Below are 15,395 nucleotides of genomic sequence, written 5' to 3'. Positions count from 1 at the left end.
TCCCACAGTGAGCGTCGACAGGCCGCGCCGGTGGGATTCCGGCGCCCGGGCCGTGCCCGCGGGCGCGCTCGGGGCGATCGCGAAACTGTCGGAGTCACGTGGTCTGCTGTATCCGTGCCCACCTCGTCCGCCGTCACACGACCCGCCGTGACGCCGTCCACCGCGACGCCGCCGGTCGCGCTGACGCGGCCGGGCGCTGACGTGCGCCGCTACCGGCTCGACCGGTCGGCGCCGGCGGCGTGGGCCGACCCCGCCCGGCTGGACGAGGCCCAGCGGGCGGTGCTGGAGCACCCCGGTGGGGCGCTGCTGGTCCTCGCCGGGCCGGGCACGGGCAAGACGACGACGCTGGTCGAGGCGGTCGCCCGTCGCGTGGAGGCCGGGCTGGATCTCGGCTCGGTCCTGGTGCTCACGTTCAGCCGGCGGGCGGCACGGGAGCTCTCCGAACGGATCACCGCCCGCGTGGGCGCCGCCGTCGGCGGGACGGTGGCCTGGACCTTCCATTCCTGGTGCTATTCCGTACTGCGGGAGTTCCCTCGTCCTGGCGACCCGCCGCCGCGGCTGCTGACCGGTCCGGAGCGGTTCACCCGGCTGCGCGACCTGATCGAGGGCTCGCGTGAGCTCGGCCGGCCGCGCTGGCCGGCGTCGCTCGAGGTGTGCCTGCGCACCCGGGGCTTCGCCGAGGAGGTCGAGGCGCTGTTCGCCCGGGTCCGTGAGGTCGGGTTCGACCCGGCTGGCCTCGGGGGGCTCGCGGCCCGCGCCGGGCGGCCCGACTGGACCGCACTCGCCGAGTTCTACACGGACTACCTGGACAATCTGGGGTACGCCGGCGCGGTCGACTACCCGGAGCTCGGCCACCGGGCGGTGACGCTCGTCGAGGACCCGGAGGCCGGCCAGGCGCTGCGCGCCCGTTATCGGGCGGTCTTCGTCGACGAGTACCAGGACACCGATCCCGCGCAGGAGCGGCTGCTGACCGCGCTGACGGCGGGCGGGGCCGACCTGGTCGCCTTCGGTGACCCGGACCAGTCGATCTACGCGTTCCGGGGCGCGCGGGTCCGTGGCCTGCTGGACTTCCCCGGCCGGTTCCGCCGCGCCGACGGCTCCCCGGCCGACGTGCGGGCGCTCGGAATGTGCCGGCGGATGGCACCGCCGGTGCTGGCCGCGAGCCGGCAGGTCGCCACCCGCCTGCCGGTGTCGGGCCTGCCGGTGGCCGCGCTGCGGGCTCACCGCGCGCTCGTTCCCGCGGAGCAGGACCGCGCCGGTCAGGTCGAGGCGCTGTCGTTCCCGACGGAGGCCGCGGAGACCGAGGCGATCGTCGACCTGCTGCGCCGCGAGCACCTCGCGGGCGGGGTGGCCTGGCGGGAGATGGCGGTGCTGACCCGCTCCGCCGACGCGTTGCCGCCGGTGGCGCGGGCGCTCACAGCGGCCGGCGTGCCGGTCGACATGGCCGGTGACGAGCCGCCACTGGCGGCCCGGCCGGCGGCGGCGCTGCTGCTCACCGCGCTGCGCTGCGCCGACGCCCCGGCGTCGCTGACCGCGGCGGACGCCCGCGCGCTCCTGCTGTCCCCACTAGGCGGAGCGAACCCCGCCGGCCTGCGGGCCCTTGGCCGCGCGCTGCGCGAGCACGCCCGCGCGGCGGAGGCGGCCAAGGCCGAGGCGGCCGCGCACAGTCGCGTCATCGCCGACTCGTCGACGGACGCCGCTCTCCCGGCGAAGGTCGACTCCCCGGCGAACGTCGACTCCCCGTCGGATACCGACTCTCTTTCGGGCGGTGACGGTCCGGCCGAGCCGGAGGCCGACGTCGACGCCGCGCGCGTCGCGCGCGGGCCGGCCTCGTCCGCGGAGATGCTTCGGGCCGCCCTGGCCGACCCCGCGTCGATTCCGGACGACATCGATACCGCCCTGGCCCGGCCGGTGGCCGAGGTCGGCGCCCTGCTTCGCGAGGTGCGCCACCGGCTGCGGGCCGGCGGCACCCCGCAGGACGCGCTCTGGGCGCTGTGGGAGGGCACCGACTGGCCGGCGCGGCTGCGGCGGGCCTCGGCCAGCGGCTACGGGGCGCGTCGGCGCGCGGCCGAGACCGACCTCGACGCCGTCGTCGCCCTGTTCGACGCGGTCGGCCGGCTCGGCGAGCGCCGCGGCCCGGGCGGCCGCGCGCGCGGTCTGATCGCGGACCTGACCAGCCAGGACTTCGCCGCGGACAACCGCGCGGGCGCCGAGATCCGCCCGGACGCGGTCCGGCTGCTCACCGCGCACCGCGCCAAGGGCCTCGAATGGGACATCGTCGTCGTTCGCGGCGTCCAGGACGGAGCCTGGCCTGACCTGCGCGCGCAGCACTCCCTGCTCGGCACCGAGCAGCTCGACGCACCCGAACGAGGCGGCCTGCGCCCGCCGGAGACTCCCCGTGACCGCTGGGCCGAGGAGCGCCGGCTGTTCTACGTCGCAGTCACCCGGGCACGGCGCCGGCTCGTCACCACCGCCGTCGACACCGCGGGCGAGGACGGCGCGGCGGGCGAGAACGGCTCCCGGCGCAGCGAGTTCCTCGCCGAGCTGGGCGTCCCGGTGGTCGACGGCTCGTCCTGGACACCGCGGCCGCTCACCCTGGCGAGCCTGGTCGCCACGCTGCGCCGGGTCTCGGTCGACCAGGCGGCGAGCCCGGCGGCGCGGCGCGCCGCCCGCCGCCGGCTCGCGGCGCTGGCCGCCGCCGCCGACCACGCCGGCCGGCCGCTGGCTCCCCCCGCGCACCCCGACCGCTGGTGGGGCGTGCGCGACGTGACGTCGTCCGACGTACCGGTCGTGCCGGCGCAGGAGCCGATCCGGTTGTCGGGGTCGTCCCTGACGAGCCTGCGCGACTGCTCACTGCGCTGGTTCCTGGAGCACGAGGCCCACGCCGGGAGCCCGGCGACGACGGCGCAGAGCTTCGGCCGGGTCGTGCACGCGCTCGTCGACGAGGTCACCTCGGGCCGGACCCCGGCCGATCTCGCAGCGCTGGACGCCCGCCTCGACACGGTCTGGCGGCATGTCGCCTTCGAGGCCCGCTGGCGCTCGGACCAGGAGCGCGCGGCCGCGCGGGAAGCGCTCGCCCGCTTCCTCGACTGGCACGCCGCCAAGCGTGGCCGGGTAGTCGTCGGCTCGGAGGAGCGGTTCAGCATCGACCTGAGCGTCGACGGCCGCCCGGTCCGGCTGCGCGGCTCGATCGACCGGCTCGAGCTTGACGACGCCGGCCGGGTGCACGTCATCGACTTCAAGACAGGCCGGGCGGCCGTCGGTGCCCGCGACCTGGCCGAGCACGTCCAGCTGGGCACCTACCAGCTCGCCGTCCGCGAGGGCGCCGTCGACGAGCGAGTCGCGCCGAACGCCCCAGCCGAGCCGCGCCTCGCGGCCCCGGCGGAGGCATCGGACCGGCCGGAAGCGCCGGAACAGCCGGAGCCACCGAATCGGGGGGAGGCGCCAGACCCGGCGAACGCGCCGGGCCGGCCCGAGCCCACGCGGCCCGCGGAGGCCGGCGACCGGCACGCCGTCCCCGGCGGCGCCGAGCTCGTTCTCCTGCGCCGCGACGCGGACGGGGACCGGGCGGGCCCCCGCGAGCCGGGCGAGCCCACCGGCTCGCCCCAGGTCCAGCGGCAGGAGGCGCTGCCCGCCGGGCGAGCCTGGGTCGACGAGCTGCTCGGCCAGGCCGTGCGCACGATCACCACCGAGACGTTCGTCCCGACGAAGGGGCCCGGCTGCGACTACTGCTCGTTCCGGCGCTCATGCCCCGCGTGGCCCGCCGAGGGCAGGCAGGTGGTCGACTGATGGACGCGTCGCCGCCGCTTCCGGATGAGGCACTCGACGAGCCGGCTCCCGATTCCGCCCGGCGCCCTGCCGACAGCCCCGCCGCGCACCGCGCGGATGAGGCGCTGCCCACTCTGCCCGCCGACGCCGTCCCGTTGGCGTCCGTCCCGCTTGGGACGAGACCAGCTCGGTCGACCTCGCCGCAGCCCGCCCTGCCCGGTCTTGGCGGCGACGGCGTGGATGCCGGCGCGGTCGCCGAGGAGTGGTTCGAGGAAGCCGGGCGCCCGGTTCCTCCCGAATCGGCCGCGGGGACCCCGCCGGACTGGCGAGGCCAGCAGTCTGGGAGGTCGACGATCGGCCCGGCCAGCGGCGCGGCCGCCGTCTTCGAACCGCGCCGGCTGACCAGGGAGGGACTGCGCGGCCTGCTCGGCGTTCCGTTCACCGAGGAGCAGCTCGACGCGATCTGCGCGCCCGCGGCCCCCGGCGTGATCGTCGCCGGAGCGGGCTCGGGCAAGACGTCGGTGATGGCCGCGCGGGTGGTGTGGCTGGTCGCCGCGGCCGGGGTGCCCGCGGAGCAGATCCTCGGCCTCACCTTCACCCGCAAGGCCGCCGGTGAGCTGGCCGAACGGGTGCGCCGGGCCCTGGCCCAGCTGCGCCGCGCGCGCCTGGCCGTCGCGGGCGGCGCGGGCGGCGTCGAGCTGGGCGGTCCCGAGCCGGGCAGCTCCGAGCCGGCGGGCGTGGGCGGCCAGATACTCGGCGACGGCGGCCTCGCCGCCCCGGCTCCCGAGGCGGCGGGGACGTGGGCGGACGACGGCGTCGGCGAGCCCACGATCGCGACCTACAACTCGTTCGCCAGCCGGCTCGTCGCCGACCACGCGCTGAGGCTGGGCCTGGAGCCCGACTGCGTCCTGCTGCCCGCCGCCGCCCGCTACCAGCTCGCCGCGCACGTCGCTCGCAACTACCCGGGCCGCGTCGAGGCCTTCACCGGCTCCATGTCGGCGCTCGTCGAGGCGGTCGTCGCGCTCGACGGCCAGTGCGGCGAGCACCTCGTCGACCCGGACCAGCTGATCACCTTCGACCGGCGCTGGCTCGCGGACGTGGTCGCGGCGACGGAACGCGCCCGCGCCCGGCAGAACACGGCCACCCTGGTGCGGGAGCTGCGCAGGCTGGCCTTCACCGCCCGTCGCCGGCTTGAGCTGGCGGAGCTGGTCAAGGCCTACCGCGCCACCCGCCGCGACCGTGAGCTGCTCGACTACGGCGACCAGATCACGCTCGCCGCCCAGCTGGCCGAGCGGGTTCCCGAGGTCGGCGCGCTGCTGCGCCGCCAGCACTCGGTGGTGCTTCTGGACGAGTACCAGGACACCTCGGTGGCCCAGCGCCGGCTGCTCGTCGGCCTGTTCGGCGCGGCGCACCCGGTCACGGCCGTCGGCGACCCGGCGCAGGCCATCTACGGCTGGCGCGGCGCCTCGGCGAGCAACCTCGACCGGTTCCCCGAGCACTTCACCCAGGCCGACGGCAGGCCGGCGGCGACCTACCAGCTGTCGGTGAACCAGCGCAGCGGCGGGCGGCTGCTCACCCTCGCCAACGCCGTCGCCGAGCGGCTGCCGACCAGGTCCGTCACCGTCCTGCGGCCGCGGCCCCAGGCCCTGCTCGCCGGGGAGACCGTCGTCGCGCTGCACTCCACCTGGGCGGACGAGGTCCGCTGGGTCGCGGGCCAGCTCGCCGCACGGGTCCGGGCCGGCTGCCCGCCCCGGGAGTGCGCGGTACTCGCCCGGTCCTGGTCCGATGTGCCCGCGCTGGTGGCGGCGCTGACGGACGAAGGGCTGCCCGTCGAGGTGCTCGGGCTCGGCGGCCTGCTGTCCAAGCCCGAGATCGCCGACATCCGGGCGACGCTGGAGGTGCTCGACGACCCGACGGCGAACCCGTCGCTGATCCGCCTGCTGACCGGGCCGCGTCTGCGGCTCGGCCCCCGGGACCTCGCCGCGCTCGGCCGCCGGGCGACCGAGCTGCTGCGCACCGCCCCCAGCACGCGGAACCCACCCGCGGCGGCGGTGCCGGCGGGGGCGCTGGACGACGCGGTCGCGGACGTCGACCCGAGCGACGTCGTCTCGCTGGCCGACGCGCTGGCCGACCCGGGCGACGAGATCTCCGCCGAGGGCGCCCGGCGCGTCCGCGCGCTCGGCGCGGAGCTCGCCGAGCTGCGCACGCACGCCGGCGCGGGCCTGGTGGAGCTGGTCCACCGCGTGGTCGAGGCGACGGGTCTCGACGTCGAGCTGGAGCTCGCGGCCCCGCGCGGGACCCGGGGGCGGGAGAACCTCGCGGCCTTCCTGCGGGTCGCCGCCGACTTCGACCGTTCGGCCGCCGGCTACGACGACGCGAGCGGGCGAGCGTCGCTCACCTCGTTCCTGGGCTTCCTGCGGGCCGGCGAGCAGTACGAGCGGGGGCTCGACGCCGACGTCGCCGGAGCGGGCAAGGCCGTCCAGGTGCTCACCATGCACGGCGCCAAGGGCCTGGAATGGGACATCGTCGCCGTGCCCAACATCAGCCGCGGGTCGTTCCCCGACAGCACGGTCGGAGATCGGTGGACCACCTCGCCCTCCGTACTGCCGACCCCGCTGCGCGGTGACGCCGAGGACCTGCCGGAGTTCGCCGTCGACGACGACCGGGCGGCGTTCGACCGGTTCGCCGACCAGTGCCGGGAACAGGCGGAGCACGAGGAGCGCCGCCTCGCCTACGTCGCGTTCAYCAGGGCCCGCTCGACGCTGATCTGCGGTGGCCACTGGTGGGGCCCCACCCAGAAGAAGCCGCGCGGCCCGTCGCCGTTCCTCGACGAGCTGCGCGAGCACGCCGCGCGGGAGGGCAACGGCCGGGTGGACCGCTGGGCCGACATCCCCCTGGAGAAGACCAACCCCGCGCTCGAGACCCCGCCCGAGTACGTCTGGCCGGTGCCGGCGGACGCGCTCGCGGGGGCCGCCCGGCGGGCGGTGGCGGGCGCGGTGCGTGACCTGCTCGCGGGCACCCCGGCCGCCGCCGCCGTCTCCGCCGCCTCGGCGGCCGGCGCGCCTGAGGCCCGGGGCGCCGCGGCCGTCCTCGTCGAGACGGTCACCGGGATCGCCGAGGCGGATGACCGCGCTGGCATGACGGCGCAGGAGAGGGCCCTGTTCGAGGCCCTGGACCAGGAGACCAGGCTGCTGCTCGACGAGGAGCTCGCGGCCCGCGCGCCGGTCCGCCGGGTGCCGCTGCCGATGGGGCTCACGGCGACGCAGGTGATGAGGCTGCGCGCCGACCCGGACGGTCTCGCCCGGGAGCTGGTCCGCCCGCTGCCGCGCCGGCCCGTCCCCGCCGCGAGCCGGGGCATCCGCTTCCACACCTGGGTCGAGGAGATCTTCGACCGCCGCCCCCTGCTCGACCACGAGGACCTGCCGGGCACCGAGGACGACCATCTCGACGACGCGGAGCTGCGCGCCCTCAAGGAGGCGTTCCTCGCCGGCCCGTACGGCGCCCGGCGCCCGCTCGCCGTGGAGACGCCGTTCGAGCTGCCGATCGGCGGCCGGGTGGTCCGCGGCCGCATCGACGCCGTCTACGACCTGGGCGGCGGCCGCTACGAGGTGGTCGACTGGAAGACCGGCGCCACCGCCGCCGACCCGGTCCAGCTCGCGCTCTACCGGCTGGCCTGGGCGCGGCTGCGCCGCGTCCCCCTCGGCTCCGTCGACGCGGCCTTCTACTACGTCAGGGACAGCCGCCTGGTGCGCCCGGAGCTCCCGGCCGAGGCGGACCTGGCCGCTCTGCTGGAGCCGCCCCGCACTCCCTGAGCCCGCCGCCGGCCGCCGTCACCGGCCGTCGGCGCCGCCGGCCGCCGGCCGCCGTCACCGCCCGCCGCCGCCGCCGGCCGCCGTCACCGGTCAGCCGCGAGGTCGACGAGCAGGGCGCGATGGTCGGAGACCGCCGTCCGCTCGGCCCGCACGGCGGCGACCGGCGGCACGATCCCGCGGGCGAGGACGTGGTCGAACTGCACCCGCGGGGCATGGACCGGGTAGGTGGGCGCGGCGGCCAGCCGCCGCCAGCCGGTGAGCATCCGCGGCAACGGCCCCGGCAGGTTCAGATCGCCGAGAATCACCGTGGCCTCACCGATCTCCCGGGTGGTGTCGTGGCGCAGGGCCCGCGCGAGACGGCGTAGCTGTGCCGCGTTCCAGCCGGGCACGAAGGACAGGTGGGTGCTCACGACGGTGAGCGGCCCGGCGGGCGTCGCCAGCCTGGCGACGATCGCGACGCGCGGCTCGTCGGCCAGCAGGATCAGCCGCGGCCGCCCGTCCGGCCCCGGCACGGCGATCGGCGACCGCACCGGCGCCCGCCCGAGCGTCACGACCCGCCAGCCGCGGACGGGAAACCGGCTGACCAGAGCGATCCCGTAGGCAGGCTCGCCGGGAGAACGGTTCCCGTCGGCGGGCCGCCAGGCGCCGCCCGGAGTGCCGTAGACGGTCGCCTCGAACCGCCGGTCCTCCCGGGCGACCCCCAGCGCGTCGGCGGCCACCGCGCACAGGTCGGCGCCCCCGGAGCGGGGCTGGCCCACGTCGAGTTCCTGCAGCGCCAACACGTCGCAGTCCAGGGACGCGACGGCCGCGCGGAACCGCGCCAGGTCGACGCCCCCGTCCGTCGGCGAGCGGCCGTGCATCACGTTGAACGTCCCCAGCCGCACGGGTCGCACCGTAACCGACCGGACCTCCCTGGTCGCGGGTGCGCCCGGCCTGGGAGCCGGGTTCGCCGGTTACGCGAGGATGGTCCTGGTCTGGCGGCGTGGCGGCGTGGGAGGAGCGGACTGATGCGGCTTGTCATCGACAGCGACGGCGGGATCGACGACGCGGCGGCGATCGTCTGGCTGTGCGGCCGGCCGGACGTCGAGATCGCCGCGGTCACCGCCGTGGGCGGCAACGTCGAGGTGCGCCAGGCCGCCCGCAACCTGCGGGTCATCCTCGAGGCGGCCGGCCGTCCCGACATCCCGGTGTACGTCGGGGCTGACCCGACCGACCCGGCGCCGCACATGACCCGGCCGGTGTTCATCCACGGTGAGGACGGGCTGGGCGACGTCGGGCTCGCCGACCCGGAGCGAGGCGCCGACGAGGCCACCCCCGCCGTAGACGTGCTGGTCAGGGAGATGCGCCGGGGCGCGTCACTGCTGACGCTGGGGCCGCTCACCAACCTGGCGGCGGCGGTGCGTGCCGACGCCGCGGCGGCCGCCTCGAGCCGGCTGACGCTGATGGGCGGCAGCGCGCGCGCCCAGGGCAACGCCCGGCCCAGCGCCGAGGCCAACGTCGCGAACGACCCGCTCGCCGCCGCCGCGGCGCTCGGCGCCGGCTGGTCGGCGCCGCCGGTGATGGTCGGCCTGGACGTCACCCACCAGGCGACCCTGCGAGACGTCGAGTTCGCCGCGCTCGCGGCGCGCCGGACCGCCGCCGCGGCGTTCCTCCACGGGCCGCTGTCGTTCTACCGCCGCAACGCCGGCTCGCTGTGCGCCGAAGGCGAGACGCCCTGCCACGACCTGCTGGCGGCGATGGCCGTCGTCCGGCCGGACATCCTCGGCGTCGAGACGCTGCCGGTCGAGGTCGACACCGGCGGCAGCGCCGCCTGGGGACAGACCGTCGTGGACCTGCGCCAGCTGGGCTGGCGACGCGGCCAGACCGAGCCCACGGCTCCGGCTGCCCCCGCTGCCGCCACGGCCCCGGGCGTCGCCGCTGGCCGCGGGCCGGACGGCAACGCCGACGGCATCGGCGCTCCGGTCGCCGTCGGCCTCGCCGTTGACGTCGACTTCTTCCGGGCGGCGGTACGCGAGCTCGCGGGTGAGCCGGCGGCAGGGCTGTCCGCCTGACGATCCGTCGGCGTCGGCGTCGGCGCCCTGGTCAGGGGTCTGGCTGGTCGGGTGACGGCGGTCGGGCGACGCGTCGGGCCCGCGGTCGCGGCGGCCTGGCGATGAGCGCGACCTGGCCTTCGTGCGCGGCCCGCGCCGATCCGGTCGGGTCCGTGGGGACGCGCTGGCCTCGGGCGCTTTCGCCCTCGTCGCCGATGATTGTGGCGGCGCCGGCGCGCAGGACGAGTTCCAGCTCGAAGCGGGCGTCCGGGTCGTCGAGGGAGTCGCCGAACAGTTCGCGCAGCTGCAGGACGCGATAGCGGACGGTCTGCGGGTGGATGTGCAGCCGGCGAGCGATCAGCCCGCGCTGGCCGTGCAGGGCCAGCCAGTGCAGCAGGGTCGCGGCGAGTCGCTGCCGGGTCCGCTCGGGCAGGCCCGCGAGCGGTTCGAGCCGGCGGCGGGTGAGGTCGGCGAGCAGCGGCGGATCGCGGGTGAGCAGCAGTGCCGCGAGGTGGTCGTCGGTGAACAGCGGGCCGCCGCGCGGGTCCGCGGGCAGCAGCCCGTCATCGCGTGCCTCGCGCGCGAACCTGACCCGTTCGGCGCTCGCCGCGGCCCGCGCCCAGTGCACCGTCGGGCCGACGACGGCCGAGCGCCCCGCGAGCTGGCCGGCCAGCCGCTGCCCGCGCGCGTCGTCCCCGCTGACGAACAGCCACAGGTCCGAGCCGTGCGTGGCGCTCGGGCAGCTGGTGGGCAGCCCGAGCCGCCGTTGGCCGTCGGCCTGYGTGGGGACCAGCACCGCGGCGAGGCGGTCCGGGATCAGTAGCGAAGCGGCCTGGGCGATCTCCTCGACGCTCGCGGGGTCCGCCCCGGACAGCAGCAGCTCGCCGATCCGGTCCCACAGCCGCTCCCGGGCGCCCGCGTCCGCGGACTGGGCCAGCGCGTATCCCTCGGCGGACGCCGCGCAGACACCGTCGATGTAGCCGAAGAGTGTCTCGCCGAGGGTCACCAGGCCGGCCGCGTCCAGCCCACCGCGCAGCAGGGCGATGTCGGCGAACCGTCGCCATGCGACCCGGGTGCCGATCCGGTAGGCGGCGAGCAGGTTGTCCAGGGAACGGCCGGCGTGGAACTCGCCGTGCCCCAGCCGTACGTAGATCTCGCGGCTGGCGGCGACGTCGGCCGGGTCGTCCGGGCCGACGTCGACGATCGCGAGGAACCGGCGCAGCGCCTCGGCGACGCCTGCCCGTACCCCCCGCCCGAACCGTCCTTCCAGCGGCCGGGCATAGGCCGGCACCTCCGCCGCGATCGCCGCGATGATGTCCTCACCCACGGAGGTCAACTCGGAGCTGAGCAGGGTCCTCAGACCGGCCGGAAACTGTCCCCCGGGAACAGTCGTATCCACGTCTCTCACAGTAGCCGCCGCGACCATCACCGAGCCGCGACGCCGCCCGTGGACACAAACGCCGAGGCGTCGCCGCGTGGTCTTCTATGGTGTCGCGACCGCGTAGCCCATCCGGGTCAGCTGGCTGGCGGCGGTCTCGGGGAATCGCCGGACGGCGGCCCGGAGCTGATGACCGAGGAACGAGTCGCGGGATCTGGCGAGTACCTCCCGCCACCCGTCGCGGGCGTCGCTGATCCGTTCCACGATCAGGAACTCGACGACGTCCTCGACCGTCGGCCGGAACCGTCGACCACCGGTCGGTAGGTGAAGGTAGCCCAACTCGTCCTTGGCGTTCCGACGCCGAGTCAGCAACGATGTCCATGAATCGGACGTCGCGGGAATCTGGAGGTGCGCGTCCGGGTACCCGTCCCGCTTGTCGCGCTCGTAGTCGTAGTGCAGCAGGACCTGCGTCAGGCCGGCGTCGGCGTACAGCCCGACGTAGGACGTGACGACCATCAGGTGCTCGCTGAATTCGTCGACGCTCGTCACAAAGCTAATGTCGAGCCAGCATCGAGGCGCGCGGCCGACCGAAACTGGAATGCCGCGTGTTCCGGCCAGGTGGYGAGGATCGGTGCGGAACGATGCCCAGGCCTGATTCCTGTTGGTCGACGACAGCGCGGCGCTCATCCGGATGCCATGGCAGATCGTGCCGTTGAGGAGCGTGCTCAGACCGTCGGCGAGGGCTCTCGTCTCACGCAGGAGGTTCACGCCAGGGGAGGAGGCTCTTGATGATATGCCAGCACCGGTGGGCCGTCGCGGACTTGAACGCTCCGGTTCTGGCCTGCTCCTCGAGTTCTTCATACGAGTACCCCACGAGCTGCAGGGCGTTCAGCCACGCCTGATGCAGGTCCTCGTCCGTCGCGATCATGGAGAGGTCGTCGTCCTCGTCCGGGGACGTGGTGGGAGCAGTCATGATCCACATCTGTTTCTCGTCTGTTTCTCACGCGATGTCTCCATGGTAGCGCCGGTCGGCGACTTTTTTTGGAGGACCGTCAGGCGAGTGGCCATCCTGTCGTGCGCGCGGTGCACCAGCCGGATCCGCTCTGCCGCCGTGCGTTGGGCGATGGAGCGTGATTACCGGGAGTTCCGACGATCGGTGCGCCTCTGGATATACGCCACTATAGGGCGCCGGCCGTCGATGTCAAAGCGTGGAAAGACGGTTCGGGTGTTGGTTTAAGGGTCGCCAAGACCGGCTCGGCGGGCGGCAAGAATCGCTGCGGCGCGATCCGTGGAGTGGAGCTTTGTAAGGATGTTTGAAACGTTGTTCGYGACCGTTTTCGGGGTGAGGCCAAGATGGCGTCCAATTCGGCCGTTTGGCCATCCGTTCGCGAGTAGGGCGAGGATCTCACGCTCCCGGTCGGTGAGTTCGGGGAACGGCTTGGCAACTGGCCGCGGGTCGGCGAACGTGCGCAGCACCCGCTGGGCGACGTCCGGCCCGAACACCGCGTCGCCACGGGCGGCTGCGTGGACGGTGCGCACGACGTCCTCCTGCTGCGCGCCCTTGAGCAGGTAGCCGCGGGCACCGGCCCGCAGCGCGGCGAAGACGAACTCGTCCTCGCCGTACATGGTCAGCATCACCACCGCGACTGACGAATGCGCGGCCATGATCCGCCTGGTCGCCTCGACACCGCCGATCCCGGGCATCTCGATGTCCATGAGGACGACGTCCGGGTGCAGCCGCCCGACCAGGCCGATCGCCTCCTCGCCCGAGGTCGCCTCGCCGATGACGGTGAGCCCGTCCATCGAGTCGAGCAGCACGACGAGCCCGTCCAGCACGATCCGGTGATCGTCGACGATGACCACGCGGATGGCTGCCGCCGAGCCCTCAACCGCGCTGTCCGTGCCGCCGGGCGCCGCCGCTTCCGCGCGGCCAGCGGTCCCGTTCGACTCCGTCATCCCGCGCTCCCGGCCAGTTGGGCGCCCGTCACGTGGGCGGCACCCTTGATCTTCGAATGGTCAGTGACACCTGAGGAACCGGCGCCGTCCGCGCTGCCGACACCGTCCGTGTCGCCTGTGCCGGCCGGCCGGCTCGCCAGCGGTGGCACGGCGCTTCCGGCCAGGGACAGCGGAAGCTCGACCAGGACGCGGCCGCCGTCGACGGTGGGCCCGGCGCTCCAGGCTCCTCCCAACGCCGTGGCCCGTTCCCGCATCGAGGCCAGCCCCACCCCCGGCGCCCAGGCGGTCACGGTCCCGTCGGCGCCGTTCGCCCGGCCGTCGTCGCGGATCTCGATGGCCAGCGCGTCGGCGCAGGCGAGCGCGACCTCGCAGCGGGTGGCGCCGGCGTGTCTGGCGACGTTGGTGACGGCCTCGGTCACGATCCGGTAGGCGGCGACCTCGACCGCCGCGGGCAGCGGCGGCAGCGCGTCCGGGGCGGTGAGTGTCACGGGCACCGCGGCGCCGCGCAGCGCCGCCAGCAGGCCGAGCTCGTCCAGGGCCGGCGGGCGCAGCGCGTAGACCAGCCGGCGCAGGTCGCCGAGCGCCGACGTCAGGTCGCGGCGGACGTCGGCCAGCAGGTTCGTCGCCCGGGGCAGGTCCCGCCCGGCGAGGTTGCGCGCGGCGTCGACCTTCGTCGCCGCGGCGGTCAGGACCGGCCCGAGGCCGTCGTGCAGGTCGCGGCGCAGGCGGCGGCGTTCCTCCTCGGCGGCGCTGACGATCCGTTCCCGGGACAGCATGAGCGCCTCGGTGAGCTGGACGTTGCTGGCGGCCACCGCGACCTGGCGCGCGATGTCGGTGAGCAGCCTGGTCTCCCGCGGCGCGAGCGCGTTCTCGCCGGACCGCAGGCCGACCACCAGGGCGCCGATGTCCTGGCCCTGGTGCACCAGCGGGAAGCGCACGGCCGCGTCCGGCGGAGCGGCGGCGCCGTGGGTGATCGCGCGGGTGGAGCCGTCGTCGCCGCGCATCTCCACGGCCGCCGACGGAAGCCGCAGCGTTCCGGTGAGTGCCTCCAGCAGGCCCGGCAGCAGCTGCTGAACGCTGCCGGCCGCCTCCAGCCGGGCCGCCACCCGGGTGGCCACCGTGTACGGCTCGTCGCGTTCGCCGTACAGGAAGCGGTTGACCAGGCGCTGCACGCGGTCGCGTGCCGGGGCGAGGCTGAAGGCGGCGCCGAGCGCCGCCAGYGCCGTCCACGGCCCGCCGACGGACTGGCCGAACGCGGCGAGCACGGCGACACCAGCCGCGTACGCCGCGGCCACGAACGCGGTGAGCAGCACATAGACGAGCGTGCGGTTGAGCACGACCTCTACGCCGTAGACCCGGTTCGCGAGCACCACGGCGACGACGACGACCAGCTCGACGATGGTCCCGACGGTCGCGATCCAGCCGCCGGCCGGGAGCGCCACGATGAACGGTGTCGACACGGCGGCGGCCGCGTTGGTCACCGCGAGCCAGCGCAGCACCTGGCGTAGTTCGCCCTCGGCGCGCAGCCACCGGACCACCATCAGGACCGACGCGAGCAGCATGCCGGAGGCGATCGCGGTCACCGCCAGTAGCTGGGTGCCGGGAACGGCGATCGGGTTGGCGAAGTGCGCGTACTTCGGCGGGGGGTCGACGAACCTGAGGTCTGTCGTCGGCCCGGTCAGCCAGCCCACGGCGCACAGTCCGATGCTGACGACGGCCAGCCAGCGGATCGGTCCACGAGGAAGCCGGCCGTACGGGAAGGTCGCCAGCGTGGTCGCCAGCACGATCGGCTCCAACGGCTCACAGGCGCCAGTGAGAATCACGACGGGGATCAGGCCCGGCAGGTCGTGGCCGCCGTAGACGGCGACCATCAGCCAGCCACTGCCGGCGGCCGCCCCGGCGTGGCCGAACGCGGCGGCAAGCGCGAGCCAGCCGAACGGCACCTCCGGCCGGCGCGAGGCCAGCAGCCAGCCGGCGGCGGCGAACGGTACGGCGAGCACGATGTTCGTCCAGCCGAACGTGCTGGCCGAACCGCTGGACGGCGAGGCCACCCCGTCCGGCGTGGCCAGGACCAGCACCACACCGATGACGATCATCGCCGCCACGGTCAGCGACAGGACGTGCGCGAGCCAGCGCAACCGTGACCGTGAGCGTGGCGCTGGCCCTGGCGGCGGGTCCTGCGCGGTCACATCCACGCCAGCTCCCTGCATCTGGTCCCCCGAAGGGGCTGTGGGGCCGCGTGATCGCGCCCGTCGGATCAAGTGTGGGGCATGTCGGTTCCCGTCGATCCCGGGAAGTTCTCCCGAGCCCCGACGGGAACGTGCACCCGTGCCCGCGGGACCTGCCCGACCGAATGATCGCCCTGCCACAGCGGCCGGTCAGCCCGACCGGTCCGGCCAGAATTCGATCGGGAGAGAACAATGAAGATCCACACCATTGGCGGCCAGTCCC

General features: G+C 75.3%; 9 protein-coding genes. 3 read left to right on the top strand and 6 right to left on the bottom strand.

The genetic code is table 11. The annotated features are described in order from the left end of the window. Positions 1 to 147: 147 nt before the first annotated feature. The gene (locus tag BL253_RS00475; RefSeq protein WP_081437858.1) at positions 148 to 3,789 is read left to right on the top strand and encodes an ATP-dependent helicase; all 3,642 of its coding nucleotides are present in this window, start codon (positions 148 to 150) and stop codon (positions 3,787 to 3,789) included. After that, complete coding sequence (locus BL253_RS00470; RefSeq protein WP_116438816.1) at positions 3,789 to 7,580, top strand: ATP-dependent helicase; 3,792 nt, start codon at positions 3,789 to 3,791, stop codon at positions 7,578 to 7,580. Before BL253_RS00475 ends, BL253_RS00470 begins: the two co-directional genes overlap by 1 nt. A gap of 83 nt (positions 7,581 to 7,663) precedes the next feature. Here the strand turns inward: BL253_RS00470 and BL253_RS00465 are convergent, their stop codons facing one another. Then, positions 7,664 to 8,464: an endonuclease/exonuclease/phosphatase family protein gene (locus BL253_RS00465; RefSeq protein WP_076812290.1), complete on the bottom strand. Its 801-nt coding sequence runs from the start codon at positions 8,462 to 8,464 to the stop codon at positions 7,664 to 7,666. A 123-nt stretch (positions 8,465 to 8,587) separates the two neighbouring features. On the opposite strand from BL253_RS00465, the gene BL253_RS00460 reads away from it, so the two are divergent. After that, a complete protein-coding gene (locus tag BL253_RS00460; protein ID WP_076812287.1) occupies positions 8,588 to 9,631 on the top strand; it encodes a nucleoside hydrolase in 1,044 nt (347 codons plus the stop codon). 31 nt (positions 9,632 to 9,662) lie between these two features. Here the strand turns inward: BL253_RS00460 and BL253_RS00455 are convergent, their stop codons facing one another. The 5 genes from BL253_RS00455 to BL253_RS00435 all read right to left on the bottom strand — a co-directional run bounded on the left by BL253_RS00455 (position 9,663) and on the right by BL253_RS00435 (position 15,139). Beyond that, complete coding sequence (locus tag BL253_RS00455) at positions 9,663 to 11,036, bottom strand: PucR-like N-terminal domain-containing protein (RefSeq protein ID WP_241834387.1); 1,374 nt, start codon at positions 11,034 to 11,036, stop codon at positions 9,663 to 9,665. A 57-nt stretch (positions 11,037 to 11,093) separates the two neighbouring features. Beyond that, a complete protein-coding gene (locus BL253_RS00450) occupies positions 11,094 to 11,537 on the bottom strand; it encodes a hypothetical protein (RefSeq protein WP_131831427.1) in 444 nt (147 codons plus the stop codon). Positions 11,538 to 11,739: 202 nt separating this feature from the next. After that, positions 11,740 to 11,961: a hypothetical protein gene (locus tag BL253_RS00445; RefSeq protein ID WP_076812362.1), complete on the bottom strand. Its 222-nt coding sequence runs from the start codon at positions 11,959 to 11,961 to the stop codon at positions 11,740 to 11,742. Between the two features lie 260 nt (positions 11,962 to 12,221). Beyond that, entirely contained in the window at positions 12,222 to 12,944 is a 723-nt protein-coding gene (locus BL253_RS00440) for a response regulator (protein WP_081437856.1), read from the bottom strand. Further along, positions 12,941 to 15,139: a sensor histidine kinase gene (locus BL253_RS00435; RefSeq protein ID WP_076812282.1), complete on the bottom strand. Its 2,199-nt coding sequence runs from the start codon at positions 15,137 to 15,139 to the stop codon at positions 12,941 to 12,943. Before BL253_RS00435 ends, BL253_RS00440 begins: the two co-directional genes overlap by 4 nt. Positions 15,140 to 15,395 lie beyond the last annotated feature (256 nt).

It is taken from the genome of Pseudofrankia asymbiotica, assembly GCF_001983105.1.
GTDB classification, from domain to species: Bacteria; Actinomycetota; Actinomycetes; order Frankiales; family Frankiaceae; genus Pseudofrankia; species Pseudofrankia asymbiotica.
The sequence above is the reverse complement of the archived record's forward strand: the minus strand, read 5'-3'. Positions and strand labels throughout refer to the sequence as shown.

Excerpts from the sequence above, each read along its gene's own strand:
- BL253_RS00460 (WP_076812287.1), top strand. The coding sequence starts at position 8,588 with ATGCGGCTTGTCATCGACAGCGACGGCGGGATCGACGACGCGGCGGCG.
- BL253_RS00445 (WP_076812362.1), bottom strand. The coding sequence starts at position 11,961 with ATGACTGCTCCCACCACGTCCCCGGACGAGGACGACGACCTCTCCATG.